24 protein-coding genes are annotated in these 26,526 nt (G+C 72.7%); 9 read left to right on the top strand and 15 right to left on the bottom strand.

Annotated elements, in window-relative coordinates; all coding sequences use genetic code 11:
• Positions 1–13: 13 nt before the first annotated feature.
• Both ACGH7X_RS02365 and ACGH7X_RS02360 read right to left on the bottom strand, forming a co-directional pair.
• On the bottom strand, positions 14–931 hold the full coding sequence (locus ACGH7X_RS02365; RefSeq protein WP_399881057.1) for an amidohydrolase family protein: 918 nt from the start codon (positions 929–931) through the stop codon (positions 14–16).
• A gap of 1 nt (position 932) precedes the next feature.
• The gene (locus ACGH7X_RS02360; RefSeq protein ID WP_399881055.1) at positions 933–1,958 is read right to left on the bottom strand and encodes an amidohydrolase family protein; all 1,026 of its coding nucleotides are present in this window, start codon (positions 1,956–1,958) and stop codon (positions 933–935) included.
• Between the two features lie 257 nt (positions 1,959–2,215).
• Here ACGH7X_RS02360 and ACGH7X_RS02355 point away from each other — a divergent pair, with 257 nt between their 5' ends.
• The 5 genes from ACGH7X_RS02355 to ACGH7X_RS02335 all read left to right on the top strand — a co-directional run bounded on the left by ACGH7X_RS02355 (position 2,216) and on the right by ACGH7X_RS02335 (position 8,952).
• The gene (locus ACGH7X_RS02355) at positions 2,216–2,875 is read left to right on the top strand and encodes a response regulator transcription factor (RefSeq protein ID WP_399881053.1); all 660 of its coding nucleotides are present in this window, start codon (positions 2,216–2,218) and stop codon (positions 2,873–2,875) included.
• A gap of 10 nt (positions 2,876–2,885) precedes the next feature.
• Entirely contained in the window at positions 2,886–4,322 is a 1,437-nt protein-coding gene (locus tag ACGH7X_RS02350; protein ID WP_399881051.1) for a sensor histidine kinase, read from the top strand.
• Complete coding sequence (locus ACGH7X_RS02345) at positions 4,319–5,299, top strand: TAXI family TRAP transporter solute-binding subunit (RefSeq protein WP_399881049.1); 981 nt, start codon at positions 4,319–4,321, stop codon at positions 5,297–5,299. Before ACGH7X_RS02350 ends, ACGH7X_RS02345 begins: the two co-directional genes overlap by 4 nt.
• Positions 5,300–5,377: 78 nt before the next feature.
• Positions 5,378–7,318, top strand: a complete 1,941-nt coding sequence (gene htpG, locus ACGH7X_RS02340) for a molecular chaperone HtpG (protein WP_399881047.1) — start codon at positions 5,378–5,380, stop codon at positions 7,316–7,318.
• Between the two features lie 335 nt (positions 7,319–7,653).
• Positions 7,654–8,952, top strand: a complete 1,299-nt coding sequence (locus tag ACGH7X_RS02335; protein WP_399881045.1) for a YeeE/YedE family protein — start codon at positions 7,654–7,656, stop codon at positions 8,950–8,952.
• Between the two features lie 50 nt (positions 8,953–9,002).
• Here the strand turns inward: ACGH7X_RS02335 and ACGH7X_RS02330 are convergent, their stop codons facing one another.
• The 4 genes from ACGH7X_RS02330 to ACGH7X_RS02315 form a co-directional block, all read right to left on the bottom strand.
• Positions 9,003–9,560, bottom strand: coding sequence for a TetR/AcrR family transcriptional regulator (locus ACGH7X_RS02330; RefSeq protein ID WP_399881043.1), 558 nt, complete (start codon positions 9,558–9,560; stop codon positions 9,003–9,005).
• Between the two features lie 10 nt (positions 9,561–9,570).
• A complete protein-coding gene (locus tag ACGH7X_RS02325) occupies positions 9,571–10,152 on the bottom strand; it encodes a sugar O-acetyltransferase (protein ID WP_399881041.1) in 582 nt (193 codons plus the stop codon).
• Between the two features lie 101 nt (positions 10,153–10,253).
• A complete protein-coding gene (locus tag ACGH7X_RS02320) occupies positions 10,254–11,462 on the bottom strand; it encodes an MFS transporter (RefSeq protein WP_399881039.1) in 1,209 nt (402 codons plus the stop codon).
• Positions 11,463–11,528: 66 nt separating this feature from the next.
• The gene (locus ACGH7X_RS02315) at positions 11,529–12,629 is read right to left on the bottom strand and encodes a serine hydrolase domain-containing protein (RefSeq protein WP_399881037.1); all 1,101 of its coding nucleotides are present in this window, start codon (positions 12,627–12,629) and stop codon (positions 11,529–11,531) included.
• A 236-nt stretch (positions 12,630–12,865) separates the two neighbouring features.
• Between ACGH7X_RS02315 and ACGH7X_RS02310 the strand changes: the two genes are divergently transcribed.
• A complete protein-coding gene (locus tag ACGH7X_RS02310; protein ID WP_399881035.1) occupies positions 12,866–13,516 on the top strand; it encodes a CatB-related O-acetyltransferase in 651 nt (216 codons plus the stop codon).
• A 77-nt stretch (positions 13,517–13,593) separates the two neighbouring features.
• Positions 13,594–14,310: a GntR family transcriptional regulator gene (locus ACGH7X_RS02305; RefSeq protein WP_399881033.1), complete on the top strand. Its 717-nt coding sequence runs from the start codon at positions 13,594–13,596 to the stop codon at positions 14,308–14,310.
• Between the two features lie 17 nt (positions 14,311–14,327).
• Here the strand turns inward: ACGH7X_RS02305 and ACGH7X_RS02300 are convergent, their stop codons facing one another.
• The 9 genes from ACGH7X_RS02300 to ACGH7X_RS02260 form a co-directional block, all read right to left on the bottom strand.
• Entirely contained in the window at positions 14,328–15,188 is an 861-nt protein-coding gene (locus ACGH7X_RS02300; protein ID WP_399881031.1) for an amidohydrolase family protein, read from the bottom strand.
• A complete protein-coding gene (locus ACGH7X_RS02295; protein ID WP_399896719.1) occupies positions 15,185–16,177 on the bottom strand; it encodes an aldo/keto reductase in 993 nt (330 codons plus the stop codon). Before ACGH7X_RS02295 ends, ACGH7X_RS02300 begins: the two co-directional genes overlap by 4 nt.
• A 32-nt stretch (positions 16,178–16,209) precedes the next feature.
• Positions 16,210–16,986: an SDR family NAD(P)-dependent oxidoreductase gene (locus ACGH7X_RS02290; protein ID WP_399881029.1), complete on the bottom strand. Its 777-nt coding sequence runs from the start codon at positions 16,984–16,986 to the stop codon at positions 16,210–16,212.
• Positions 16,983–18,305 carry an enolase C-terminal domain-like protein gene (locus ACGH7X_RS02285; RefSeq protein WP_399896716.1) on the bottom strand — a complete coding sequence of 441 codons (1,323 nt, stop codon included), beginning with the start codon at positions 18,303–18,305 and terminating at the stop codon, positions 16,983–16,985. The genes ACGH7X_RS02290 and ACGH7X_RS02285 overlap by 4 nt, the downstream gene beginning before the upstream one ends.
• 173 nt (positions 18,306–18,478) lie before the next feature.
• Complete coding sequence (locus tag ACGH7X_RS02280; protein ID WP_399881027.1) at positions 18,479–20,023, bottom strand: sugar ABC transporter ATP-binding protein; 1,545 nt, start codon at positions 20,021–20,023, stop codon at positions 18,479–18,481.
• A complete protein-coding gene (locus tag ACGH7X_RS02275) occupies positions 20,020–21,096 on the bottom strand; it encodes an ABC transporter permease (protein ID WP_399881025.1) in 1,077 nt (358 codons plus the stop codon). Before ACGH7X_RS02275 ends, ACGH7X_RS02280 begins: the two co-directional genes overlap by 4 nt.
• The gene (locus ACGH7X_RS02270) at positions 21,093–22,169 is read right to left on the bottom strand and encodes an ABC transporter permease (protein ID WP_399881023.1); all 1,077 of its coding nucleotides are present in this window, start codon (positions 22,167–22,169) and stop codon (positions 21,093–21,095) included. The genes ACGH7X_RS02275 and ACGH7X_RS02270 overlap by 4 nt, the downstream gene beginning before the upstream one ends.
• Positions 22,166–23,254, bottom strand: a complete 1,089-nt coding sequence (locus ACGH7X_RS02265) for a mandelate racemase/muconate lactonizing enzyme family protein (RefSeq protein WP_399881021.1) — start codon at positions 23,252–23,254, stop codon at positions 22,166–22,168. Before ACGH7X_RS02265 ends, ACGH7X_RS02270 begins: the two co-directional genes overlap by 4 nt.
• Positions 23,255–23,289: 35 nt before the next feature.
• Positions 23,290–24,378: a substrate-binding domain-containing protein gene (locus ACGH7X_RS02260; protein WP_399881019.1), complete on the bottom strand. Its 1,089-nt coding sequence runs from the start codon at positions 24,376–24,378 to the stop codon at positions 23,290–23,292.
• 193 nt (positions 24,379–24,571) lie between these two features.
• Between ACGH7X_RS02260 and ACGH7X_RS02255 the strand changes: the two genes are divergently transcribed.
• Both ACGH7X_RS02255 and ACGH7X_RS02250 read left to right on the top strand, forming a co-directional pair.
• Positions 24,572–25,222, top strand: a complete 651-nt coding sequence (locus tag ACGH7X_RS02255; protein WP_399881017.1) for a GntR family transcriptional regulator — start codon at positions 24,572–24,574, stop codon at positions 25,220–25,222.
• Between the two features lie 85 nt (positions 25,223–25,307).
• Positions 25,308–26,492 (top strand): ROK family protein, encoded by a 1,185-nt coding sequence (locus tag ACGH7X_RS02250; RefSeq protein ID WP_399881015.1) that lies wholly within the window; start codon positions 25,308–25,310, stop codon positions 26,490–26,492.
• The last annotated feature ends 34 nt before the right edge of the window (positions 26,493–26,526 follow it).

Here is a 26,526-nt window from a genome sequence, read left to right as displayed (position 1 = left end):
GGGAGAGGGCGGCTCAGGCCTCGCCGGGCCAGTACAGGCGCGTCGGGTTGTCGACCAGCAGCCGGTGTTGCTGCTCCTCGGTGACGGCCACCCGTCGTACGTGGTCGACGAGGAGCCCGTCGTCCGGCATGTGGCCGGTGAGGTTGGGGTGGGGCCAGTCGGTGCCCCACAGCACGCGGTCGCCGAACTCCTCTACGACGCGGCGGGCGAAGGGGACGACGTCCGTGTAGGGACGCCGCTGACCGTCCAGGGCGGCGGGCCCGATCACGCTCAGCCGCTCGGGGCAGGACACCTTGACCCACACGTCGTTGCGCTCGGTGAAGCGCAGGAAGCGGGTGAACTCGGGCCCGTCCACCGGCCGTGTCACGTCCGGCCGGCCCATGTGGTCCACCACGAGCGGGGTCGGCAGCGAGGCGAAGAAGTCCTCCAGCTCCGGCAGGTCGGCGCTCTCGAAGTAGAGGACGATGTGCCAGCCGAGCGGGGCGATCCGCCGCGCGACGGCCCGCAGTTCGTCCTTGGGCGACGAATCCACCAGCCGTCGTACGAAGTTGAACCGCACCCCGCGCACGCCGGCGGCGTCGAGCGCCCGCAACTCGGCGTCGCCGACGTCCGGCCGGACGGTCGCCACGCCGCGCGCCCGCCCGCCGCTCGCGCGCACGGCGTCGAGCATGGCGCTGTTGTCCGCGCCGTGGCACGTGGCCTGGACGACGACGGTGCGGGAGACGCCCAGATGGTCACGCAGGGCGAAGAGCCGCTCCTTGCCCGCGTCGCAGGGCGTGTACTTGCGCACCGCGGCGAAGGGGAACTCGGCCTGGGGGCCGAAGACATGACAGTGTGCGTCGACCGTGCCGGGTGGCAGCCGGAAGGAGGGCACGGCCGGGTCCGGGTGCCAGTCAAGCCAGCCCGGGGTCTTGGGAGCGAGGGTCGTCATCTCATCGCCCCTGTCGCTTCAGCAGCGCGTCGAGACGCGGGTAGACGGCACGGGCGTTGAGCTCCTGGACGGCGGCGACGTGCTCCGCGGGCAGCGAGGACGCCTCGACATAGCGCCGGGTGTCGTCGAAGTGGTGGCCCGAGCAGGGATCGACGTCCCGCACGGCGCCGATCATCTCCGAGGCGAACAGCACGTTGCGCGCCGGGACCACGTCCAGCAGCAGGTCGATGCCCGCCTGGTGGTACACGCAGGTGTCGAAGAAGACGTTGCCCAGGACGTGCTCCTCCAGCGGAGGCTTCCCCAGCGCCATGGCCAGGCCCCGGAACCGGCCCCAGTGATAGGGGACGGCACCGCCGCCGTGCGGGATCACCAGCCTCAGGGTCGGGAAGTCCGCGAACAGGTCGCCCTGCACGAGCTGCATGAACGCGGTGGTGTCGGCGTTCAGGTAGTGCGCGCCGGTGGTGTGGAAGGCCGGGTTCACGCTGGTGCTGACATGGACCATCGCCGGGACGTCGTACTCGACCAGCTTCTCGTAGAGCGGGTACCACGAGCGGTCGGTGAGCGGGGGAGCGGTCCAGTGGCCGCCCGAGGGGTCCGGGTTGAGATTCACCGCGACCGCGCCGTACTCCTCGACGCAGCGCGTGAGTTCCGGGACGCAGGTGGCCGGATCGACGCCCGGCGACTGCGGCAGCATGGCGGCGGGGACGAAGCGCTCGGGGTGGAGCAGGGCGACCCGGTGGCACAGCTCGTTGCACAGGGCCGCCCATGCGGCGGAGGTGCGGAAGTCGCCGACGTGGTGGGCCATGAACGACGCGCGCGGCGAGAAGACGGTCACGTCGATGCCGCGCTCGTCCATCATGCGCAGCTGGTTCGGCTCGACGCTCTCGCGCAGTTCGTCGTCGCCGATCCGCAGGTCGGCGGGCGAGGGCGGGGCGGACGGATCGGCGAGAGCGGCGATCTGCCGCTCCCGCCAGTCGGCCAGGGGCGGCGGGGCGGTGGTGTAGTGACCGTGACAGTCGATGATCATGAATGTGTCCTTCGCGGTCGTCTCGTCGTCGACCGCGGCAGCCTCTCCCCGCCGTCGAGGGGCCGGGAGACGGCCGGACACAGAACTAACCCCGCCTTAACAAAGCGGCCCGCCGCCCCCTGTCCACCCTGCGGACCTGGTGAAACACGCCACCGATCGTGGTCTACATTCGGACGCGGACATTCCGACACCACATTCCGACACCAGGCCCCGCACACGGGGCGGCGGCGCGGACGCCGCCGGAGGGAGGCGGCAGAATGCGGATTCTGCTGGCCGAGGACGACGACGGGGTCGCCGGAGCGCTCGTCGAGGTCCTGTACGACCACGGCCACCTCACCCGCAGGGTCACCCGCGGCAGGGACGTGCTGACCTACCACCGCAGCTCGGACCTGCTGCTCCTCGACCTCGGCCTGCCCGACATCGACGGCCTGGAGGTGCTGCGCAGACTCCGGACGGTCAGCGAGCTGTCGGTGGTGGTGCTGACCGCACGCGGCGACGAGCGCTCCGTGGTGCGCGGGCTGCGGCTCGGCGCCGACGACTACCTCGTCAAGCCGGTACGGCTCACCGAACTGCTCGCCCGCATCGAGGCCGTCACCCGGCGCACCGCCGCACAGGCGCCGCCCGCCCCGCGGACCGTGCGGGTCGGCGACGTGGAGATCGCCCTCGACGCCCGGCAGGTCCGCGTCGGCGGCACGGAGGTCGAGCTGACCACCAAGGAGTTCGACGTCCTCGCCGTACTGGCCCGCCGGACCGGGACGGCGGTCAGCCGCGAACAGGTGCTGGACGAGGTCTGGGGCGACGCCTACCACGCCGTGTCACGCTCCCTGGACGTGCACCTCACCCAGCTGCGCGCCAAGCTGGGCCGCCCGGAGCTGCTCACCACCATCCGCGGCTTCGGCTTCCGGTTCGGCGACTGAGGGCCGGCGCGTGCGTACCCGGGTACAGACGGTGCTGCTGCTGTTCGGCGTGCTGGCGGTGGCCGCCTTCGCCGTCCCGCTGCTGCTGTTCACCGCCTCCGACCGCACCCAGCAGCTCGTCCTCGCCCGCAGCTCCGACCTGGACCGCTTCGCGTCCCTCATGGACCGGGCGGCCGGCACCGGGGACACGTCGGCGATCACGGCCGAGGCCCGCCGCTACACCCTGCTCTACGGCGAACCCCTCGTCGTCACCGACACCCGTGGGCATCCCGTCGTCCAGACGGGCGGCATGCGCGCCGCCGATCCCTCCGTCGCCCGGCTGATCGACGCGGCCCTGCGCAACCAGACCGCGCACCCCCGCGCCGCCCTGCGCCCCTGGTCCCGGGGCGACCGGATGTTCGCGGAACCGGCCGGCACCGGGACACAGGTCTCCGGCGCCGTGGTGCTGCGCGCCGACGTGGACACGGCCGCCGGGGACATCGCCCTGCGGTGGGCCGCCGTCCTGGCCGGCACCGCCCTGGTCGCCCTCGCCTGCACGGTCCTGGCCCGCGCGGCGACCCGGTGGGTGGTCAGCCCGCTGCGGCGTCTCGACCGGGCGGTCGGCGAGCTGGCCGCGGGACTCCCGCCCGAGCACACCCTGCCGAGGGTCGCGCAGCGCCGGCGCGGCTCCGCCGCCGGCGGCCCGCCCGAGCTGCGCCAGCTGGCCACCGGGTTCAACCGCATGGCGCGCACCGTCACCGCCGCCCTCGAACAGCAGCGCCGGCTGGTCGCCGACACCTCGCACCAGATGCGCAACCCCATGGCCGCGCTCCGGCTGCGGGTGGACGCCCTCCACACCCACCTGCGGCCCTCGGCCGACCGCGCCTACGCCGGGGTCAACACCGAACTCGACCGGCTCGAGACCCTGCTCGACGACATGCTGGCCCTCGCCGCCGCCGAACACCGGGCCGGGGAACTCACGGTGACCGACGACTCGGACACCGGATGCGACGCGGCCGAGGTCACGCTGAACCGGCACCGGCTCTGGGAGCCCCTCGCCGGGCGCGCCGGAGTCCGCCTCGACGCCGAGGCCGGCGAGCCCGTCACCGCCCTGTGCACGGACCGGGAACTGGCCCAGGTCACCGACATCCTCCTGGACAACGCGATCAAGTACGCGGGCCGCGGGGCCCGGGTCCGGCTGGCGTGCACCACGGAGGGCCCGTACGCGGTCGTCACCGTCACGGACGACGGCCCCGGCCTGCGGACGGAGGAGATCCACCGGGCCACCACCCGGTTCTGGCGCGCGGCCCACCAGGCCGGGACGTCCGGAACGGGCCTGGGACTGGCCATCGCCGAACAGCTCCTCGCGGGACGCGACGGCCGCCTGGAACTCGCCCCGGCACACCCACGTGGCCTGCGGGCCCGCGCCGTCGTGCCCGCCGCCCGGCCGGCGGGAGGCGCCCGGTGAACCGGCGTACGGTACTGCGCGCCGCGCTCGCGACCGCCGCGGCCGGCACCCTCGGCGGGCTGCTCGCCGGCGACCTGGCACGCGACGGCTCCGGCCCGAGCGGCCTGCTGCGGCTGGCCACCGGCGAACCCACCGCCTTCTACGCGGCCTTCGGCCGGCTCCTCGCCACGCAGGTCGAAGCGGCGCACCCCGGCCTGAGCTGCCGCGTACGCACCACCGCAGGCAGCATCACCAACATCGAACTGCTCCGTGACGGCCACGCCGACCTCGCGCTCGTCCTCACCGACACCGCCCGCGCCGCCCAGGGCACCGACCTGTTCCCGCGGCCCGTGCCCCTGAGGGCGATCGGCAGGGTCTACGAGACGTACCTCCAGTTCGCCGTGCGCGCCGACGCCCCCGTACGCACCGTGGCCGGCCTCGCCGGGCACCCGGTCTCGCTCGGCGCCGTCGGTTCCGGCGCGGCCCTGCTCGGCGCCCGTCTCCTGAGCGCCGCCGGGCTCTCGCCCGGCACCGACGTACCGGTACGGCACCTGCGCCTGGCCGACGCGGCCGAGGCCCTGCGCGCCGGCTCCGTCGTCGGTCTGCTCGTGGCCGGCGGTGTGCCGCTGCCCACCCTCTCCGCCCTCGACCGGGACCCGGGCCTGCGGTTCCTGCCGCTCGCCGGCCTCCTGCCCGCTCTCGCCGGCGGGGACGGCATGGCGGGCGCGGGACTGGAGGAGGTCTCACTGCCGCAGAGCGCGTACCGCTCCTCGGCCGGTGTCGCCACCGTCGGCGTGTCCAACCTGCTGGTGTGCCGCCCCGACCTAGACCCCGCAGTGGCCGGCGCCATCACGCGGCTCCTGGTCCAACGCGCGCCCGAGTTCGTGCCCGACCACGCGGTGGGCGCCCAGTTCCTGGACGTCCGCAGCCTGATCGGCACGGGCAGTGTTCCGCTGCACCCGGGGGCGGTGGAGGCGTACCGGTCGTTGCACGGCTAGCCCGGACGGCCGCCCGCGCTGCTCTAAAGTTGCTCACGCCAGTGCTGACAACGCGGACCTGTGAGGTACTCACCAGCCATGACGACCGAAACGTTTGAGTTCCAGGTAGAGGCGCGTCAGCTCCTGCAGCTGATGATTCACTCCGTCTACTCGAACAAGGATGTCTTCCTGCGCGAGCTCGTCTCCAACGCCTCCGACGCGCTGGACAAGCTGCGCCTCGCCGCCCTGCGCGACGACGCCCCCGACGCCGACGTCAGCGACCTGCACATCGAGCTGGAGGTCGACAAGGAGGCCCGCACGCTGACCGTGCGGGACAACGGCATCGGCATGTCGTACGACGAGGTCACCCGGCTGATCGGCACCATCGCCAACTCGGGCACCGCCCAGTTCCTCCAGGAGCTGCGCGAGGCCAAGGACGCGGCCAAGGACGTGGCCGGGGCCGGGGCCGACGGGCTCATCGGCCAGTTCGGCGTCGGCTTCTACTCGGGCTTCATGGTGGCGGACGAGGTCACCCTGGTCACCCGGCACGCCGGCGAGGCCCAGGGCACCCGCTGGTCGTCGCGCGGTGAGGGCACGTACACCCTGGAGCGGCTCGACGAGGCCCCGCAGGGCACCGCGGTCACGCTGCACCTCAAGCCGGCCGACTCCGACAACCAGCTCCACGACTACACCTCCACGTGGAAGATCAAGGAGATCGTCAAGCGGTACTCGGACTTCATCACCTGGCCGGTCCGCCTGCTGCCGGAGCCTCGCGAGGAGGAGGGCGCCGAGGGCGCGGACGCCGCCGAGGCCCGCGAGGCCGAGACGCTCAACTCGATGAAGGCCCTGTGGGCGCGCCCGCGCGACGAGGTGTCCGACGACGAGTACCACGAGCTGTACAAGCACATCGGCCACGACTGGCGCGACCCGCTGGAGACGATCCGGCTCCAGGCGGAGGGCACCTTCGAGTACCAGGCCCTGCTCTTCGTGCCCGCGCACGCCCCGCACGACCTGTACACCCAGGGCTACCAGCGCGGCGTCCAGCTCTACGTGAAGCGTGTCTTCATCATGGACGACTGCGAGGAACTGCTGCCGCCCTACCTCCGCTTCGTCAAGGGCGTCGTCGACGCGCAGGACCTCTCGCTCAACGTCTCCCGCGAGATCCTCCAGCAGGACCGCCACATCCGCATGATCCAGCGCCGCCTGACGAAGAAGGTCCTGGCCACGGTCAAGGACCTGATGGCGTCCGCGCCGGACCGCTACGCCACGTTCTGGCGGGAGTTCGGCGCCGTCCTGAAGGAAGGACTGGTCACCGACTCCGACAACCGTGCCGCGATCCTCGCCGCCTCGTCGTTCGCGTCCACGCACGACGCCGACGAGCCGACCACGCTGAAGGCTTACGTGGAGCGGATGAAGGACGGCCAGGACGACATCTACTACATGACGGGCGAGTCCCGGCAGGCCGTCGAGAACTCCCCGCACATGGAGGCGTTCCGGGCCAGGGGCGTCGAGGTGCTGCTGCTCACCGACGCCGTGGACGAGGTCTGGGCCGACGCGGTGGGGGAGTACGAGGGCAAGCCCCTGCGTTCGGTGGTCAAGGGGGAGATCGACCTCGGCGGGGAGCAGGACGACAAGAGCGACGCCGAGAAGGACAAGCAGGGCGAGGAGTACGCCGGGCTGCTCGGCTGGATGACGGAGCACCTGGGCGAGGACGTCAAGGAGGTCCGCCTCTCCTCCCGCCTCACGGTCTCGCCGGCCTGCGTGGTCTCCGACGCGGGTGAGCTGACGCCCGCCCTGGAGAACATGTACCGGGCGATGGGCCAGGAGGTGCCGAGCGCCAAGCGGATCCTCGAGCTCAACCCGGAGCACCAGCTGGTGAAGACCCTGAACCGGGCCTGGTCCGACCGGCGGGACCGCGCGGAACTCACCGAGAGCGCCGAACTGCTGCACGCTCTGGCGGTACTCGCCGAGGGCGGCCGGCCCAAGGACCCGGCCCGGTTCGTGAAGCTGGTCGCGGACCGTCTGGAGCGCACCGTGTAGCCGTCCCCGGTCACGAGGCGGGGCCCCGCGGCAGCGCCCGGGGCCCCACCGGTGCTCCGGCCGGTCCGTCCCGGCTTTCGTACGTGCCTGTCTCGCCATTCGTACGCTCCATCCGCATGGCGAGACGGCATGGCGTCCGGAGGGCCTTCGTCCGTATATTCGAGCGCATGTCTGCATCGGCTCCGCTGCTGTGCCTCGCGCTCTTCGCGAACTCGGCGTGGTGCGTCGACGACGGTCTCTGTCGCCGCTGAACTCCGGACCGGCCGCGTGAACCCCGCCGCCGGTCCGCCCAGCGCCGTGCCCACCGTCCCCGTGCACCACCCCGGAGATCTTCCGTGACCACCGCACCCCCGGCCGGGTCCGCCCCGGCCGCGCCGCCGCGCCCGCCCGCCGTCCTGTTCGCCCCCTCGCCCACCTCCTCGGCACGGCCCGAGGCACCGCCGCTGCCTCCGGTGCGCCGGACGCCGCTCGTGGTGTCCGGGCTGCTCGCCGCCGCCCTCACCGCGTACGTGTGGTCCGCGCACGGCGCCAAACCGGGCGTGCTGCTCCTGCTCGGCCTCGGCCTGGGCGTCGCCCTCTTCCACTCCCGGTTCGGCTTCACCTCCGCCTGGCGGCAGCTGGTCGCCGTCGGCAACGGCTCCGGGCTGCGGGCGCACGCCCTGCTGCTCGGCACCACGGCGACCTTGTTCGCGCTGCTCATCGGCACCCAGACCGGGCTGTTCGGCTCCCAGCCGGCGCCGTCCGCCGGACCGATCGGCGTCGGTCTGTTCGCCGGCTCGGCGCTCTTCGCGATCGGCATGCAGCTCGGCGGCGCCTGCGCCTCGGGCACCCTCTTCGCCGTCGGCTCGGGACAGACGTCGATCGTGCTGACCCTCGGCGGCTTCGTCGCGGGCGCCACTCTCGCCGCCTGGCAGTTCGACCTGTGGAAGGACCTCCCGGCCTGGGAGCCCGTCGTGCTGTCCGACCACATCGGCTGGTTCGGCTCCTGGGGCGTGACCATCGCCGCGCTGCTGCTCGTCGTGGTGGTCTCGCGCCGTATCCAGGCCCGCCGCAATCCGCCGCCCCTCGGAGCGGTGCCCTCGGCGCGCGGCGCTGCCCTGCGGGCGCTGCGCGGCTCGTGGCCGCTGGCCGCCGGCGCCCTCGCGCTGGCCCTGCTCGGCGCGGGCGTCCTGCTGGTCTCCGGCGGCGCCTGGGGCGTCACCAGCGCCTTCAGCCTGTGGGGCTCGGAGCTGGTGGGCGCGCTCGGCGGCCACCCGGAGAACTGGACCTGGTGGCGGCAGCCGGGCAACGCCGAGATGCTGGCGGGCCCGGTGCTCGCCGACAAGACCAGCCTCACCGACATCGGCATCATGATCGGCGCCGCCGTCGCCGCCGCGGTCGGCGGCACCTGGGCGCTGCACCGGGGCATCCCCTGGCGCACGGCGGTCGCGGCGGTGCTCGGCGGCGTACTGATGGGCATCGGCGCCCGGCTGGCCGGCGGCTGCAACATCGGCGCCTATCTGGCGGGCATCGCCTCGGGCAGCCTCAGCGGCTGGCTGTGGGGAGCCTTCGCGCTGGCCGGCACCTGGGTGGGCCTCAAACTGAGGCCGCTGTTCGGCCTGGGCAACCCCAAGCCGGGCGACGGCGTCTGCTGAACAGGGGATGCCCGTGCGGCGCGGGGGTCAGGCCTGCGCCGCACGGGCCGCTAGGGTGCCCGCCGGTCCGTGGTGGTGACGCGGGCGATGGCCTCCAGGGTGAGAGCCCGACCGTGGGGCTCGCGGGCCAGGGCACGGTGCAGCGTCAGGCCCTCGATGAGGGCGTCGAGCTGCCGGGCCGTGTCCGGGTCGAAGTGCTTCTCCAGATGGACACGGCTGCGGCGCATCCACTCGTGGGTCAGCTCCCGGTAGGCCGGCTGGCGGGCGGCGAGCGTGTACAGCTCCTGGGTGAGCACCAGGTCCCGCTGGCTCTCCTCGGACAGCTCGTGCACGAGGTCGGCCACCGCCGCCCGGGCCTGGTCGCGGTCGCCCGCGGCACCGAGATGGGCGTCGAACACCGCGACGATGTGGTCGGTGAAGCGGCCGAACGCCTCCCGCAGCAGCTCGTCCATGCCGCTGAAGTGGTAGGTCATCGAGCCCAGGGGTACCCCGGCGCGCGTCGCGATCTTCCGGTGGGAGACGCGTGCGATGCCCTCCTCGGCGATCAGGTCGAGGGTGGCGTCGAGGATGCGCTCACGCCGCTGCGGATCCGTGTGTCCGGTTGCCATGGGAGCAGACTTACACCTTCCGCACCGGCCGGGCAGGGTTGCCGACGGCCACGACGTTCGCCGGCACGTCCTTGGTGACGACCGCTCCGGCGCCGATGACCGAGTTGTCCCCGATGGTCACGCCCGGCAGCACGATCGCGCCGCCGCCCAGCCAGACGTTGTCGCCGATGACGATCGGGCGGGCGGCCTCCAGTTTGTCGCGCCGGGGCTCCGCCTCCAGGGGGTGTGTGGGAGTGAGCAGTTGGACGTTCGGCCCGATCTGGCAGTCCTCGCCGATGGTGATCGCCGCGACGTCCAGTGCCGTCAGGTTGTAGTTGACGAAGGTGCGCGCACCGACGGTGATGTTGCTGCCGTAGTCGACGTACAGCGGCGGCCGTACGTGTGCCTGGGCGCCCAGGGAGCCGAGCAGTTCCGCGAGGAGGGGCCGCGCGGCCTCCGTGTCCTCCGCGTACGCGGCCTGGTAGCGGGCGGCCAGCCGCACGGCCTGCTGCTGCCTGCGGGCGATCTCCGGATCGTCGGCGATGTACAGCTCGCCCGCCAGCATGCGTTCGAGGTTCGTGCGCGGGTCGCCCGCGAAGTGGTCCGTCGGCATGCGTCCGATCGTACCCCTGAAAGCGTACGAACGTACACTCCCTGGCGGGAGGCGGCCCGCCACGAAGTCGCCCGCCCCGAGGCCGTCCCGGGTCGTACGGCTCACTGTCGGCGCGGGCGGAGCACTCCCGCGCACAGCAGCACGAGAAGCCCGGCGAGCGGCACGACCAGCAGTCCCACCCGCAGACTCGCCGCGTCGGCGACCAGTCCCACGACCGGCGGGGAGAGCAGGAAGCCGAGCCGCATCAGCCAGGAGACGATGGTCAGCCCGGACCCGGGCTTGAGGCCGGGCAGCTCGTCGGCCTCGTGCATCGCCGCCGGAACGAGCGTCGCCACTCCGAATCCGGCCGCCGCGAACCCGAGGACCGTCCCGGGCACCGTCGGCACGGCCAGTGCCAGGCCCATGCCGACCGCGGCGATCAGGGCGCCGGAGCGGGCCACCGCACGCTGGCCGAACCGGTCCACGAGCCGGTCGCCGACGATGCGGCCGACGAACTGGGCGCCGACCAGGGCGACATAGCCGGAGGCGGCCAGCGCCACCGTCGCGTGCAGCGAGTCGGAGAGGTAGAGAGTGGCCCAGGAACTGCCCGCGTCCTCGACGAGGGTGCCGGCCGTGGCGATGAGGACGAGCGCGGCCAGCACATAGCCGGTCCGCAGTCCCGTGGCCGGAGCCCGCTGCTCCCCGGGCGCGCGGTCCTCGGCGTCAATCTCCCCGGCCGGCTCGGTCTCCGGGCCCGGCAGGCAGAACCGCAGGGCGGCGCACGCCGCGACCGCGAACACCACGGCGGAGAACAGCAGATGCGGGCCCCGGGCGACGCCCAGCGCGATCGCACCGGCGGCCATGGACCCGCCGGTGACGGCGCCGATGGACCAGATGGCGTGGAAGGAGTTGATGATGGAACGCCCGTAACGGCGCTGCACCCGCAGACCGTGGGCGTTCTGTGCGACGTCGGTGAACGCGTCCATCGCCCCGGCCAGGAACAGCGCCCCCGCGAACACCGCCACCGAGTCCGCGAGGCCCGCGGCGAGGATGCCCACCCCGGTCAGCAGCGTGCCGCCGACCGCCACCCGCGCCGAGCCGAACCGCCGCACGAGTATCCCGGCCGCGAGCCCGGCCGTGATGGCCCCCGCCGGGAACGCCGCCACGGCCAGTCCGTAGGCGGCGTTGCCGATGCCGAGGTCCGCCTTGATCTGCGGATACCTTGGCAGCAGGTTGGCGAACAGGGCCCCGTTGGTGAAGAACAGCACGGCGACGGCCACGCGAGCCCGCCGCTCGGCCAGGGCGGGCCGGCGCAGTACGTCAACAGTCATGCGCGGGAGCCTACAGGTGGGGCGTACGAACGTACACTCCTCACCCCCGCGGCCGTGCTGCCGCGCTCAGCGCCCCTTGGCGCACAGGGCCGCGTCCACCGCTCCCTGGAGATGACGCAGGCCGTCGCCCTCGGCCGCCCACGTCGTGGTGTAGACGGTCACGGTGCCCCGGCCGCCCGTGGCCCGCCCGCCGCCCACCGAGCCGCCGGGCAGATCGCCGCCGTGGCCCCAGTAGGCGCCGCCGCAGCTGAGCGGGATCGAGGCGACGCCGTAGCCGTACCGGCTGCCCGCCGGGTAGACGTCGCGGCCCCCGACGTCGGTGGTGTCCCGCGTCATCAGACGCACCGCCCAGCCGGGCAGGAGGCGGCCGCCGAACAGACCGTCCCAGAAGGCGTTGAGATCCTCGGGGGTGGAGACGAGTCCGCCGGACGCGCCGAACTCGTACCCGGGCAGCTCGGTCACGTCCACCCTCCCGGCCTCCGGGTACGCCGGGTGGACGCCGTAGTTCCGGGCGTGCGGGCCGCGCAGCGCCAGCTCGCCGGGCGCGGGCCAGTAGGTGTCGTCCAGGCGCAGCGGACGCAGGATCGTGCGCTCCACGTACGCCCGGAAGCCGACGCCCGACACCTCGTCGATGACCATGCCGAGGACCAGGTAGTTGGTGTTGGAGTAGCCCCAGCCGGTGCCGGGCTCGAAGTCGGGGTCCTCGGCCAGCGCGAGGGCCAGATAGTCCTCGGGCGTGCCCGGCCGGGTCCAGTCGACCAGCGCCGAGTACTCCGGCAGCCCGCTGGTCTGCTTCAGCAACTGCCGTACGGTGATGGTGCTGTGGGCCAGCTGGGGCACGTAGGCGCCCGCGCGGTCGCCGAGGCCGAGACGGCCGTCCGCCACCAGCCGCATCACGGCGGTCGCGGTGAACGCCTTGGTGTCGCTGGCGAGCCGGAACCTGCCCCGCTCGTCGACCATCGGGCGGCCCGAGTCCACGTCCGCGACGCCCGAGGTGCGCGTCGTCCGGCCGTCGTACGCGAGCGCGCCCGGCACGCCGTCGCGTTCGGTGAGCAGGTCCAGTTGCCGCTGTACCGGATCGGAGTGCGCCGCCGCGCTCACCGGCGCGAACGCCCCGGTGAGTGCGGCGGCGAGCAGGACTGCGGCGGCGAGGCGCTTGCGGCGCATGAGTGTTCCCCCTGGTCGTGGTCGCCCGACGGGAGCGGGCGGATCGGTTCGTCCGTCGACGACCCTGTCAGGACCCTGGCGGAAGATCAGTGGGACTGGCCCCCGGCAGGGGGGTGTCACCGCGCCCACCGGCAGGGGGGGGACCACCCCCCGGCCGGCAAACCGGTGTCCACCGGAGGCCGTGACAGCGATCATGGAACCGAGTCAAGCCACGCGACCGTGAGGAACCACCCGCCATGCCCGTGCCCGCAGACCCGACGGCGCTCCACCCGATGCCCGAGCAGCCCAGGGTGGTGCTCCTCAAGCCGTTGGTGACCTCCCCGCTGATCGAGGTGGGGGAGTACACCTACTACGACGATCCGGACGACGCGACGGCCTTCGAGACGCGCAACGTGCTCTACCACTACGGCCCCGAGAGGCTCGTCATCGGCGGGTTCTGCGCGCTGGGGACGGGCACGCGGTTCATCATGAACGGCGCCAACCACCGCATGGACGGCCCCTCGACCTTCCCCTTCCCCACCATGGGCGGCTCCTGGGCCGAGCACTTCGACCTGCTCGGCGGCCTGCCGAACCGCGGCGACACGGTCGTCGGCAACGACGTCTGGTTCGGCCACGGCACGACCGTCATGCCCGGCGTACGGATCGGCCACGGCGCGATCGTCGGCGCGGGCTCCGTGGTCACCCGGGACGTGCCCGACTACGGGATCGTCGCCGGGAACCCGGCCCGTCTGATCCGCACCCGGTACTCCGACGAGGACGTCGCCCGACTGCTGGCGGTGGCCTGGTGGGACTGGCCGGCGCGGCTCGTCACCGAGCACGTGCGGACGATCATGTCGGGCACGATCGCCGACCTCGAAGCGGTGGCCCCACAGCGGCGGCGCGGGTGACCGTACGCCCTCTCACCACGCGCCCACCTCGGTAAACTGGCGATCGCCGTAATGCACAGCACACTGAGGAGACCCGGATGCCGGCACACGAGCGGTCCGTCTCCGACGACGCGGCCGAGGCGGGCGGACCGTCGGCGGCGCCCGTCCGGCAGGTGCTGTCCGACAGCGTCTACGAGAACATCAAGGCCATGGTCATGGACCACGAGATCGCCCCGGGCGCCCGCGTGGGCATCGAGGCGCTGGCACGCACGCTCAACGTCTCCCCGACCCCCGTACGCGAGGCGCTCGCCCGGCTGGAGTCCGACGGTCTCGTCGTCAAGCGCTCCTTGTCCGGGTACCGGGCGACCGAACTGCTCACCCGGCAGGGCGTGGAGGAGCTGTTCGAGATGCGGCTGCTGCTGGAGCCGCGGGCCGCGGCACTGGCCGCCCGCCACGCCGACGACGCCCAACTCGACGCCGTCGAGGCGATCCTGGAGGACATGCAGGCCCACCCCGGACCCGCCGGACCGTACGCGGCCTACCGGGACTTCGCCGCCCTGGACCAGCGTTTCCACGACGCGGTCGCCGAGGCCGCCCACCGGCCGCTGCTCGCGGACGCGGTGGAGCGGCTCCACTCCCACCTGCACATCTTCCGCCTCAGCAGCCTCCAGAGCGAAGGGGCACCGACCCTCGCGGAGCACGAACGCGTGGTCCGCGCGATACTGCGCCGCAGGGCCGAGCGCGCCGCCGAGGCGATGGCCGACCATCTCACCCGCAGCCTGGAGCGACAGCTCGGCCGGTTCCGGGAGACGTGACCCGCGGCCGGCTCCGGTCACCCGGCGCGGACTGAGGCCATCCCGTACACGCGCCGCGCGGTGCCGGACCACACCTCGTCCCGCTCCGCCGCGCCGAGCGGGGCGATCAGCTCCCGGACGGCCGCCACCACGTCGCCGTACCCGGCGGCCAAGGTGCTCACCGGCCAGTCGGAGCCGAACATCAGCCGGCGGGGACCGAAGGCCTCGATCACCGTGTCGGCGTACGGCCTGAGGTCGTCCACCGTCCACGACCGCGGGTCGGCCTCGGTCACCATGCCGGACAGCTTGCACACCGTGTTCGGCAGGGCGGCCAGCGCCCGCAGGCGGGCCGTCCACGGTTCCAGTTGCCCCGACGCGATCGGCGGCTTGCCCAGATGGTCGAGGACGAAGGTGAGTCCGGGAACGGCGGCCGCCGCCCTCGCCGCCGCCGGCAGCTGGTGCGGGAGGACGACCAGGTCGTAGCCGAGCCCGGCCGCCGCGATCGCGCGCAGTCCGCGCAGCACCCCGGGCCGGGTCAGCCAGTCCGGGTCGGGCTCCGCCTGGACCTGGTGCCGGATCCCGCGCAGGAAGCGGCCGCCGGGCAGCGAGCGCAGCCGGTCCAGCTCGTCGGCCACCCCGGGCGACGCCAGGTCGGTCCACCCGACGACCGCGCCGACGAACTCGCTGTCCGCCGCCAGCGCCAGCAACTCCGGCGTCTCCTCGGGCACGGTGACCGTCTGCACGAGTACCGACGCCGTCACCCCGGCGCCGCGGGCCTCGGCAGCCAGTTCCGCGAGGTGGAAGGAGCGCCGCAGCGGGGCGAGTTCGGGGCCGGTGATCCACTCCTGGTCGCGTACGCCGAGGTCCCACACGTGGTGGTGGGCGTCGATGACGGTCATGATTGCCTCCCGACGGGCACCGGTACACCGCCCGGCAGCAGGCCCTCTGTGCGCAGCCCTTCCCACACGGCGTCCGGCAGGGGCCGGTGGAACTGCTCCACCGCGTCGGCGACTTGCGCGGCCGACCGAGGTCCGACCAGGACGGACGCGACCGCCGGATGCCCGAGCGGGAGGCGGAGCGCGGCCGCGCGCAGCGGTACTCCGCGGGCCTCGGTGACGTCGCGCATCCGCTCGGCCCGGCGCAGGAGTTCCGCGGGCGCCGCCGCGTAGTCGTACGTGGCGCCCGGCGACGGGTCGGCCAGCAGGCCGGAGTTGAAGACACCACCCACGATCACACTCTTGCCGGCCGCCGTCGCGGCGGGCAACAGGTCGTCCAGCGCGCCCTGTTCGAGCAGGGTGTAGCGCCCCGCGCAGAGCACGGCGTCGACGTCCGTGTCCGTGAGGAACCGCGTCAGCATCCGGGTCCGGTTCATTCCGGCGCCGATCGCCCGGACCACCCCCTGCGCCCGCAGCTCCTCCAGTGCCGGGTAGGCCTCCCGGAAGGCCTGCTCCTCGTGGTCGTCCGGATCGTGCAGCAGGACCAGGTCGACACGGTCGAGCCCGAGGCGGGTCAGGCTCTCCTCCAGCGAGCGGCGCACCCCGTCGGCGCTGAAGTCCCAGCGCCGCCGGTGCGTGGCCGGTACGGCGAAGCCGTTGGCCAGGTCGTCCCCGCCGCCGTCGTGCGGGACGAGCAGCCGCCCCACCTTCGTCGACAGCGTGAAGTCGTCCCGGGGTCTGTCCCGCAGCGCCGCCCCGAGTCTGCGTTCCGACAGGCCGAGCCCGTAGTGCGGGGCGGTGTCGAAGTAGCGGACGCCCGCCTCCCAGGCGGCGTCCACGGCGGCCGCCGCCTCCTCCTCGCTCACCGGCGTGTAGAGACCGGCGACGGCCGCGGCGCCGAAACCGAGGGCGGTGACGGACACGTCGCCGCGACCGAGGGCGTGGCTCGGCAGCGACGGGCCTGCGCCGCTGCCGCCCGGCCGCGTCACCGTGCCTGAGGCCGCAGCCGCAGCCCCTGCATTCCCCCGTCCACCGCGAGAGCGGTGCCGGTGACCGAGGCGGCGGCCGGACTCGCCAGGTACACGATGGCCGCGGCGACCTCTCCGGCGGTGACCAGCCGCCCCATGGGCTGGCGGGCGTCGAGCGCCGCCCGCTCGGCGGCCGGGTCGGGCGCGCGGTCGAGGAGGCGGCCGATCCAGGGGGTGTCCGCCGTACCGGGGTTCACGCAGTTGACGCGGATCCCGTCCCGGAGGTGGTCCGCGGCCATGGCCAGGGTCAGGGACAGCACCGCGCCCTTGCTGGCGCTGTACAGGGCCCGCTGCGGCAGACCCGCCGTGGCCGCGATCGAGCAGGTGTTGACGACCGCGGCGTGCGCGGAGGCCCGCAGATGGGGGAGGGCCGCGCGAGTGGTGCGGACCATGCCGAGGACGTTCACGTCGAGGACCCGGTGCCACTCGGCGTCCTCGTTGTCCTCGACCGTGCCGATCGCGCCGATGCCGGCGTTGTTGACCAGGATGTCGAGACCGCCGAGTTCGTGGGCCGCGGCGGCGACGGCGGAGCGTACCGAGGCGTCGTCGGACACGTCCCCACAATAGGCCCGCAGGGGCTTGTCCACCGGCGACGGATCGAGGTCCAGTACGGCGACGTCGGCGCCCCGGTCGGCCAGCAGGCCGGCGGTGGCCGCGCCGATGCCGGACGCGCCGCCCGTCACCAGGGCTTTGAGTCCGGACAGATCACTCGTCGGTTCACTCAGTTCACTCACAGGGTGGTCCCCTTTCGCCGTTCGGCGAGGTCGGCGGCCCAGAAGGAACCGTCCGGATACTGATACGCCGCGATCGAGGCGGCGTGCATCTGGGAGGAGAAGCCGGGCGCCGTGGGTGCCACGTAGCGACCGTCCGCGATGGCCACGGGATCCTTGAAGTGCTCGTGCAGATGGTCCACGTACTCGATCACCCGGTCCTCGGTCGTTCCGGTCAGGGCCACGAAGTCGAACATCGAGAGATGGCGCACCAGTTCGCACAGGCCGACGCCGCCGGCGTGCGGGCAGACCGGGACACCGTACTTCGCGGCGAGCAGCAGGATCGCCAGGTTCTCGTTGACGCCGCCCACGCGGGCCGCGTCGATCTGGAGCACGTCGATCGCGCCGGCCTGGAGCAGTTGCTTGAAGACGACCCGGTTGTGGACGTGCTCACCGGTGGCGACCTTGACCGGCGCGACCCCTCTGCGGACCGTCGCGTGCCCGAGGACGTCGTCGGGGCTGGTGGGCTCCTCGATCCAGTACGGGGCGTACGGGGCCAGCGCGTTGGTCCACTCGACGGCCTCGGCGACGTTCCAGCGCTGGTTGGCGTCGACGGCGATCCGCACGTCCGGGCCGACGGCCGCGCGCGCCGCACGCAGCCTGCGCAGGTCGTCGGCGAGATCGGCGCCGACCTTCAGCTTGATCTGCGTGAAGCCGTCCGCGACCGCCTGCTCGGCGAGCCGCACCAGTTTCTCGTCGGAGTAGCCGAGCCAGCCGGGAGAGGTGGTGTAGGCCGGGTAGCCGTGCGCCATGAGGTGCGCCGCGCGCTCGGCGGCGCCGTCCTTGCCCCGGCGCAGCAGGTCCACGGCCTCCTCGCGGGTGAGCGCGTCCTCGATGTAGCGGAAGTCCACCTGGTCCGCCAGCCACTCCGGTTCTCCCTCGGCGAGGAGCCTCCACACCGGCCGGCCCGCCCGCTTGGCCGCCAGGTCCCACACGGCGTTGACGACGGCGCCGACGGCCATGTGCATCACGCCCTTCTCCGGGCCGAGCCAGCGCAGTTGGCTGTCGCCGGTCAGGGCCCGGTACACCGAACCGGGATCGGCGCACACCGCCTGGGCGGACAGGCCCACGACATGGTCGCGCAGCGCGGCGATCGCCGCGGCCTGGACGTCGTTGCCGCGTCCGATGGTGAAGGTGAAGGCGTGACCCTCCAGCCCGTCGCCCGCGTCGGTCCGCAGGATCACGTACGCGGCCGAGTAGTCGGGGTCGGGATTCATGGCGTCGGAGCCGTCGAGCTCGCGCGAGGTGGGAAAACGGATGTCGACCACGTCGAGGTCGGTGATGCGCGCCGTTCCGGCCGGGCCGGTCGGGGCGGGTGTCCGTGCGTCGGCGGCGAGGTCCGGACGCGGGGCGTCCGGTGCGCCGGGGCGCGGCAGTTTCACATGCTTCTCCTTGCGGGCGTGGCGCTCGGCGCCACGGGGCGGTTCGGGGGTCGGGACGGTTCGTGGCAGGAGCCTCACCCGGTACCGTCCCCCGCGGGCACGGCCGGGGCGGCACGCTCGTGGATGACACGGATGATCCTGCCGCTCATCCGGTCGTAGTCGTGGTCGTTGGCCAACTCGCCCCGCACCCGGTGGTCGGCCATGACGACCACGCGGTCGGCCAGGGTGATCATCTCGGGCAGATCGCTGCTGATGAGCAGGATGGGCAGCCCGCCGCGGGCCAGTTCCCAGATCAGTTCGTGGAAGGTGTGCTTGGTGCGCACGTCCACACCGACGGTCGGTTCGTCGACGACGAGCAGCCGGGTGTCCGCGGCGAGCCACTTCGCCAGGCTCACCTTCTGCTGGTTGCCGCCGGACAACTGACCCACGTTCTGGTCCAGTCCGGAGATCCGGATGCCGAGCCGGTCGACGAGGTCCTGCGCCACCTCCCTCTCCTGACGTGACGAGACATGTCCGAAGGCCCTGGCGAGCCTGCGCCACACGGTGACGGTGATGTTGCGGACGACGGGCTGCTCCAGGAAGACGCCCTCCTCCTTGCGGTTCTCGGTGAGGTAGCCGATGCCGTACTCGTGGAGCGCCTCGCGCGGCGACCCGATCCTCGCCGTCCTGCCGTACACCCGGATCTCGCCGCCGGTGACCCGGTCCAGGCCGAGGACGGCCTTGACCAGTTCGCTGCGGCCGGCGCCGACCAGCCCGTAGAGTCCGACGATCTCCCCGGGGCGGACGTCGAGGGAGACGTTCCGATGGCCTGCGGCCGTGGAGAGGCCGGTGAGGGAGAGCGCCGGCGCCGCGGACGTGTCCACGGTGCGCGGGGTCATACCGGTCACCGCGTGGGCGCGGCCCACCATGAGGGTCACCACGTCGTCCTGGGTGTGCTCGGCGAGCGGCGCGGACTCGAGCACCGAACGGCCGTCGCGCAGCACGGTGACGGTGTCGCAGAGGGCGAAGACCTCCTCCAGCTTGTGGCTGACGAAGACGACGCAGGTGCCGCGCCGGGTGAGGCGCCGGACGACGTCGAAGAGGTGCTCGGCCTCCCGCGGGGAGAGGGAGGCAGTCGGCTCGTCCAGCAGAAGCACCCGGCTCTCGGTGTGCAGCGCCTTGGCGATCTCCACCAACTGCTGCTGGGCCACCGACAGTTCGCGTACCGGCAGGTGGGGGTCGAGATCCAGGCCGAGTTCCGCGAGACAGCGCCGTGCCGGGGCGGTCATCGCCTCCCGGTCGAGCAGGCCGCGGCGCGCGGGTGGGCTCTGCAGGGTGATGTTCTCCGCTACGGAGAAGCCGGGGATCAGGTTGCGCTCCTGGTGGACGACGCCGATCCCGGCCCGGGCCGCCTCCAGCGGGGAACGCGGACGGATCTCCTCGCCGCCCCGCACGAGCCTGCCGCCGTCGGACGGGTGCACGCCGGTGATCACCTTGATCAGCGTGGACTTGCCCGCGCCGTTCTCGCCGAGCAGCGCGTGCACGGAACCGGCGGTCAGCCTCAGGCCCACGCCGTCCAGGGCGCGCACACCGGGAAAGACCTTGACGATGTCCTCGCATGCGAGCAGGACCTCACTCATCGGGCGCCTCCCGTCTCCGGCAGGGCGGCGGCCGGCCGAGCGTCCCGCTCCTCCGGTGCGGGCGGCCCGTCTCCCCGTGCCCTGCCCCTGGTCTGGAGGCGGGTCTGCCGGACCCGGCCGCCGACGACCGTACCGAGGACGACGACACCGATGAGGAAGTTGACCCAGCTCGGGTCGAGCGAGAACTGGGCGCGCGCCGCGTCGATGAGGCGCATCACGAACGCCGCCAGCACCGTGCCCATGACCGCTACGGACCCGCCGGTCAGGGCGACTCCGCCGATGATGGGCGCCGCGAAGCTCGGCAGCAGCCAGTCGCCCCCGACACTGCGGTTGACTCCGGGCAGCGAGGCGGTGGCGGTCAGCGCGGCGACGCCGACGAGCAGACCCGAAAGGGTGTGGGCCAGCACGATCTGCCGGTCGTGGGAGATCCCCGACAGGCGGGCCGCGAGCGGGTTGCCCCCGGCGGCCAGCAACCGGCGTCCGGCGACGGCACGGTACATGAACACCGCCAGCAGGGCCGCCGCGACGAGTGCGGTGACGAAGACCAGCGGGATGTTCAGCGGCGCCGCACGGCCGAGGTCGCGCAGGGTGGGGGAGTAACCGTCGATCGTGCGTGTCCCGGCCAGCCGGTACTGCGCCCCGAGCAGGATCGTCATGGTGCCGAGTGTGACGATGAAGCCGTTGATGCGTGTGGCGACGATGAACACGCCGGTCACCAGGCCGATCAGGGTGGCGGCCAGCACGCCCGCCGGTACGGCGAGAGCGGCCGGGACGCCGCTGTCGGCCATCAGCACCCCCATCAGACAGGCGCTGAAGCCGCCCAGGGCGCCGACGGCGAGGTTGAGCTGGCCGACGCACAGGGCCACCATCTGGGCCAGCCCGATGAGGATCGGCGTGGCGAGGTACTGGAGGAACGTACGGACGGAGGGGCCCTCGAAGAAGGAGCCGGACGAGGCGACGCCCAGGACCGCGCACCCCGCGAGGACCACGCAGAGCAGGGTCGTCGTCGTGGAACGCGCGAAGCGCCGCAGCGCCGGCAGGGCGGCCGCTCGCCGGTCGTGAAGCGAGGTCATGTGGAGCGCACCACCTTGCGATAGGACACCACGGTGCGCACCCGGTCCGCGGACAGGGCGAGCAGCAGGACACAGCCGAGATAGATGTTGAGGCTCTCCAGGCCTACGCCGAGGAGGTCCAGGCCCTTGCGGATGACACCTACCAGCGAGGTGCCGAGCAGGGCGCCGAAGACGGAGACGACACCACCGGTGAGCAGGGTCCCGCCCAGGACCGCGCCGAGGAACGAGGGCAGCATGAAGTCGTCGCCGATGGACGCGCGGAACGTGCCCGTGCCCACGGCGGCCATGAAGCCGGCGAGCGCGGCGAGCAGCCCGGACAGGGCGTGCGCCAGGACGATCCGGCGGCCGGTGGGGATGCCGGACAGTTCGGCGGCGGCCGGATTCGCGCCGGTGAGCAGCAGTTCACGCCCCGTGCGGGTCCGGGCGTAGAGGAAGCCGAGGCCGGCCAGGGCCAGTACGGTGAACTGGGTCAGCTGCGGAACGGCGGGGGAGCCGCAGACGGGACCGACGCAGATGTCGGCGAGCGAGTAGGAGCGCAGCTCCGCGAGCCCGGCGGGTCGGGTGGTGAACGCGGCGTTCTCCGTGAGCGCCGAGTACAGCAGGGAGACGAGGCCGAGCAGGGCGAAGTCCGTCGCCAGCGTCACGACGAAGGAACTCACCCCGGTGCGGGCGATGATCCAGCCGGAGACGGCACCGACGGCGCAGCCGGCCGCGAGACACAGCAACAGGCCCACCGCGAGCGGCAGTCCGAGCCGGTCGTAGCCGAACCCGGCGAAGAACGCGCCGAAGGCGGCCATGCGCCCGACGGCCAGGTTCATGTGCCCGACCGACAGCACCACCATCTGCGCGAGCGCCACCACGGTCAGCGTGGCGATGTCCCGCAGGAGCGGGAAGAGCACCAGCCGCTCGTCGAAGAACGCCGGGCGCAGAACGCCGAAGACGGCGGCGAGCACGACGACGAGTACCAGCAGGCCGAGCCGCTGGTTCACCCAGAACGGCAGGCGGTGCGCGGGGCGCGCCCCTTCGACGGGGCGGTCGGTCCCGCTGCCGGGCTCGGTGACGGCCGCCCTCATGCCACCCTCCGGTCGTCGACGGCGTCCATGTCCCAGTCGATGCCGATGCCCGGCGCGTCGGGGGCCACGGCCAGGCCGTCCCGGACGGCCAGTTCGGTGCGGGTGACCGCGCGAAGCTGCGGGATGTGCTCCACGTACGCGCCGTTGGCGACCGCGGCGACCAGACTGACGTGCAGTTCCATCAGGAAGTGCGGGCAGACCAGGACGTTGAAGGCCTCCGCGAGGTGGGCGACCTTGAGCCACGGGGTGATGCCGCCGACCCGCGCCGCGTCGACCTGCACGACCGAGGCCGCACCCGACTCCAGGTAGGAGCGGAACTGCGCCGGCGAGTACATCGACTCACCGACCGCGACGGGGATCCTGGTCGCTCGGGCGAGCCTCGCGTGACCGCTGATGTCGTCCGCGGGCATCGGCTCCTCCAGCCAGTACGGGTCGTACGGCTCCAGGGCGGTCGCCAGCCGCAGGGCACCGGACAGCGACTGCGACTGGTTGGCGTCGGTCATGACGTGCAGGTCGGGTCCGACGGCCTCGCGCACGGCGCGCAGGCGCGCCGCGTCCTCGGCGGCGTGCGGCTTGCCCACCTTGATCTTGACGCCGGCCCAGCCCGCCTCCTTCGCCGCGAGGGCCGACTTGACCAGGTCGTCGGGGGAGAGGTGGAGCCAGCCGCCCTCGGTGTCGTACACGGGGACCTGCTGCCGGTGGCCGCCGGCGAGCCGCCACAGGGGCTCACCCGCCCGCTTGCAGCGCAGGTCCCACAGGGCGGTGTCGACGGCCGCGAGCGCGAGTGAGGTGATGACGCCGGTGGTCGTCGCGCGGGTCAGTGCGAACAGCTCCTGCCAGAGCCCCTCGACGTTGCGGGCGTCCTTCCCGGCGAGGAGCGGCAGGAGGTGGTCGCGCAGCAGGGCCAGCACGGAGGTTCCGCCGGTCCCGATCGTGTACGCGTACCCGGTTCCCTCCGTGCCGTCCGCGGTCGCCAGTCGGACGAGGATCGTCTCCTGCTTGACGAACGACTGCACCGCGTCGGTGCGGTCGGTCTCGACCGCGATGTCGGCCAGCAGGGCCGTGGCGTTCGCGATGATGCTCATGTCGTGTGCCGGCTTTCTGTCGGTGGCCCGGGGATTCAGCCGCAGGAGAGGTACTCGTCGGCGAACTGCTTCTTCAGCCGGGCGGTCCTGGCCTGCCGCGCGCTGTCGTAGTCGTCGACGTTCGCCCTCGTGACCACGAAGGAACCGGAGTCGACGATCCGCCCGGGCTTCGTCATCGTGCACTGTCCGCTCTGGAGCAGGGCGAGCGCCCAGGCGCCGATCTCCGCCTGGCCGACGGGGTTCTGCACGACGGTGGCGCTGACGGAGCCGTTCCTGATCGACCCGAGGATCTTGGCGTCGTCGTCGATGGCCACGACCTTCGCCTTCGCACCGGACTCGCGCACCGCCTCGGCCGCGGCGACCGCCGGGTTGTAGGCGGTCGAGACGATGCCCTGGATCTGTGCGCCCTTGGCGGCGAGCAGGTCGGAGACCGCCTTCTGCGCGGTCTGGAGGTCCTTGTCGATGTCGGTGATCGTCTGGAGCACGGTGACCTTGCCGCCGGTCTCCCGCACCGCCTTCTCCACGCCCCGCATCCTCAACCTGGTGTTGGCGTCGACGTTGTTGCCGGTGAGGTGGACCAGCGCGCCCTTGCCGCCCATCGCGTCGACGGCGGCCCGCGCGGCCTTGTACGCGGCCAGCTCGACGTCCGTCGACAGGCAGAAGTCGGCCTCGTTGCGGTCACCGGCGGGGCAGGACGCGAGCGAGGCCACGGCGAAGCCCTGCGACTTGAGGTCGGCGAAGGTGGTGTTGATGTCGGTGGGCGACACCCCGAAGACGCCGAAGGCGTTGTAACCGCGGGCGGCCAGGGTCGAGACCAGGTTGTTCTGCTTCTGCTGGTCCCATTCGGAGGTCTCGTCGAACGTGACGTCGCCCAGTCCGAGGGCCTTCTCGGCGTCCGCGCCGGCCTTCTTCCAGGGCTGGAAGTACGGGTGGGCCCCGCCGGGCACCAGGGCGACCCTGGTCCCGGAACCGTCGGCCAGTTCGGCCGAGCCGCCGCCCGCCTTCGCCGAGGCGGCGTCCGCCGGGCCCGTTTCCCCGGAGTTCTTGATGGTGCAGGCCGCCGAGGCGGTGGACAGGAGCACGAGGGTGACGGCGGCAGACAGCACGGAGCTTCGAAGAGTCATGGTTGTCGCCCCACTGGAATCAAATAGGATTTCGTTGACCGTGATGCTGGAGCAGGCTCGCTGGGCTCGTCAATACCCGTGCAGTGAATGCCTTCGCACTGTTCTGCCGTGTCGTCCTCGCTCAGATCGCATAGGATTTTGCGGGATCACGGGTTTCAGTACGTGGGTTTCACTGCGAGGAGGGGGCGAGGCCGTGCCGCTGAGGGAAGCCCTGGCCGACACTGCGTACGAGGCGGTCAAGGCGATGGTGATGGACCACGTGATCCAGCCCGGCGCGCGGGTCGGGATCGAGGCGCTCTCGCGCTCACTGGGCGTGTCGGCCACTCCGGTGCGCGAAGCGCTGGCCAGGCTCGAGGCGGACGGCCTGGTCGTCAAGCGGTCACTGTCGGGCTACCGGACCACCGAGCTGCTGACCAGGCAGGGGGTGGAAGAACTGTTCGAGATGCGGCTGCTGCTGGAGCCGCGGGCCGCCGCGCTGGCCGCCGAGCACGTCACGGAGACTGACCTCGACCGGATCGAGGCGCTGGTCGAGGACATGCGCGGCCTGCCGGACAAAGGGCGCAGCTACGCCGTCTACGGCCGGTTCGCCGTACTGGACCAGCGGTTCCACGACACCCTCGCCGACGCGACGGGACGCCCCCTGCTCGCGGCGGCTGTGGAGCGACTGCACACCCACCTGCACCTGTTCCGGCTCGGCGCCGTCCGTGGCGGCAGCCCCGCCACGGTCACGGAGCACGACCGCATCCTGCGCGCGGTGCTCCGGCGCAGCCCTGAGCGGGCGTCAGAAGCCATGCGTGATCATCTCGAACTCAGCCTGCGGCGCCACCTGGGCAGATATTCATAGGCATCCATGGCCGACGGGAGAGGATCTCAAGGATCATGCTTATTTTCATTGACAGCGGAAAAGAACTGCCCATAGGTTCCCGGCCATGCGATCGACCCGGTTCGAGGCGTTCCCGGTCAGCACGCCGACCGTTGTGCAGATCTTCACCATCGTGCTCTCCCACGGTCCCGTGACCCGTGCGGAGATCGCACGCCGAGCCGTTCTGTCGCCCGCCGCGGTGACGAAGGCGGTGCGGCCCCTGATCGAGGCCGGCTACCTCGTGGAGGAGGCGGGCGAGGAGTCCAGGTCCGCGCTGGGCCGGCCCGCCACCCCACTGCGGGTCGACGGAGGCCGCGCCCTGTTCGTCGGCGTCAAGGTGACCGGCGACGCGGTCATCGCCGTACTGGCCGACCTGTGCTGTCGCGTCCGCGTCGCACGTCACGTGGCGCTCGGCGACCGGTCGCCCGAGGGCGTACTGGTCACCGTGAACGAGCTGGTGGCCGAACTGCTCGCCGAGGCCGAGGGCTTCGGGGTGGCGGTCCGGGGCGTCGGAGTCGCGCTCTCGGGAGACGTGGCCCGAGCCGACGGCACGGTGCGCTACTCGCCCTTCCTGGAGTGGCGGGACGTTCCGCTCGGCGAACTTCTCGCCACATCCACCGGGCTGCCCGTCACCGTCGACAACGACGTCCGGGCGCTGACCGTGGCCGAGCAGTGGTTCGGCGCGGGCGTGGGGCTCTCGGACTTCGCGCTGGTGACCGTCGGCGCGGGCATCGGCTGCGGGATCGTCGTCGGCGGCCGGGTCGTCTCCGGCGCGCACGGCGTGGCCGGCGAGATCGGACACCTCCCCCTCGACCCCGCGGGGCCCGAGTGCCACTGCGGCAACCGCGGTTGCGTGGAGGCGATCGCCGCCGACTCCGCGATCGTGCGCGACGTACGGGCCCGCACCGGGGTCCCGGTCGCCGACGCGGCCGAGGCCCTGGCGCTGGCCCACGCCGGTGACCCCGGCGCGCGCGAGGTTTACGCGCGGGCGGGTGAGGCGATCGGGCGAGCCATCGGGTCGGTCGTCAACCTGCTCGGCCCGGAACGGGTGATCATCTCCGGCGAGGGGCTCGCCGCCTACGACCTGTTCGCCGAACAGATCCGGGACGCCTTCACCGCCTCCGCCTTCGGCACCGCGGCCCGCTGCGACGTCCGGACGCATCCCCTGCCCTTCGAACAGTGGGCGCGCGGGGCCGCCGCCACGGCGATCCAGTCCTTCATCGGATCGGACGCGAGGGAGGAGCAGCGCTGACTCGGCGAAGTCGCGCATCGCAACTCTCCCGCGA

This window comes from Streptomyces sp. BBFR51 (genome assembly GCF_044591655.1).
Classification (GTDB): Bacteria; Actinomycetota; Actinomycetes; order Streptomycetales; family Streptomycetaceae; genus Streptomyces.
The sequence above is the reverse complement of the archived record's forward strand: the minus strand, read 5'-3'. Positions and strand labels throughout refer to the sequence as shown.

Coding starts and splice junctions, on each gene's coding strand:
- ACGH7X_RS02325 (WP_399881041.1), bottom strand. CDS start 10,152: ATGCCGACGGACCACTTCGCGGGCGACCCGCGCACGAACCTCGAACGC.
- htpG (WP_399881047.1), top strand. CDS start 5,378: ATGACGACCGAAACGTTTGAGTTCCAGGTAGAGGCGCGTCAGCTCCTG.
- ACGH7X_RS02260 (WP_399881019.1), bottom strand. CDS start 24,378: ATGACTCTTCGAAGCTCCGTGCTGTCTGCCGCCGTCACCCTCGTGCTC.
- ACGH7X_RS02360 (WP_399881055.1), bottom strand. CDS start 1,958: ATGATCATCGACTGTCACGGTCACTACACCACCGCCCCGCCGCCCCTG.
- ACGH7X_RS02300 (WP_399881031.1), bottom strand. CDS start 15,188: ATGACCGTCATCGACGCCCACCACCACGTGTGGGACCTCGGCGTACGC.
- ACGH7X_RS02305 (WP_399881033.1), top strand. CDS start 13,594: ATGCCGGCACACGAGCGGTCCGTCTCCGACGACGCGGCCGAGGCGGGC.
- ACGH7X_RS02365 (WP_399881057.1), bottom strand. CDS start 931: ATGACGACCCTCGCTCCCAAGACCCCGGGCTGGCTTGACTGGCACCCG.
- ACGH7X_RS02270 (WP_399881023.1), bottom strand. CDS start 22,169: ATGAGGGCGGCCGTCACCGAGCCCGGCAGCGGGACCGACCGCCCCGTC.
- ACGH7X_RS02315 (WP_399881037.1), bottom strand. CDS start 12,629: ATGCGCCGCAAGCGCCTCGCCGCCGCAGTCCTGCTCGCCGCCGCACTC.
- ACGH7X_RS02275 (WP_399881025.1), bottom strand. CDS start 21,096: ATGACCTCGCTTCACGACCGGCGAGCGGCCGCCCTGCCGGCGCTGCGG.
- ACGH7X_RS02265 (WP_399881021.1), bottom strand. CDS start 23,254: ATGAGCATCATCGCGAACGCCACGGCCCTGCTGGCCGACATCGCGGTC.
- ACGH7X_RS02250 (WP_399881015.1), top strand. CDS start 25,308: ATGCGATCGACCCGGTTCGAGGCGTTCCCGGTCAGCACGCCGACCGTT.
- ACGH7X_RS02280 (WP_399881027.1), bottom strand. CDS start 20,023: ATGAGTGAGGTCCTGCTCGCATGCGAGGACATCGTCAAGGTCTTTCCC.
- ACGH7X_RS02310 (WP_399881035.1), top strand. CDS start 12,866: ATGCCCGTGCCCGCAGACCCGACGGCGCTCCACCCGATGCCCGAGCAG.
- ACGH7X_RS02355 (WP_399881053.1), top strand. CDS start 2,216: ATGCGGATTCTGCTGGCCGAGGACGACGACGGGGTCGCCGGAGCGCTC.
- ACGH7X_RS02320 (WP_399881039.1), bottom strand. CDS start 11,462: ATGACTGTTGACGTACTGCGCCGGCCCGCCCTGGCCGAGCGGCGGGCT.
- ACGH7X_RS02330 (WP_399881043.1), bottom strand. CDS start 9,560: ATGGCAACCGGACACACGGATCCGCAGCGGCGTGAGCGCATCCTCGAC.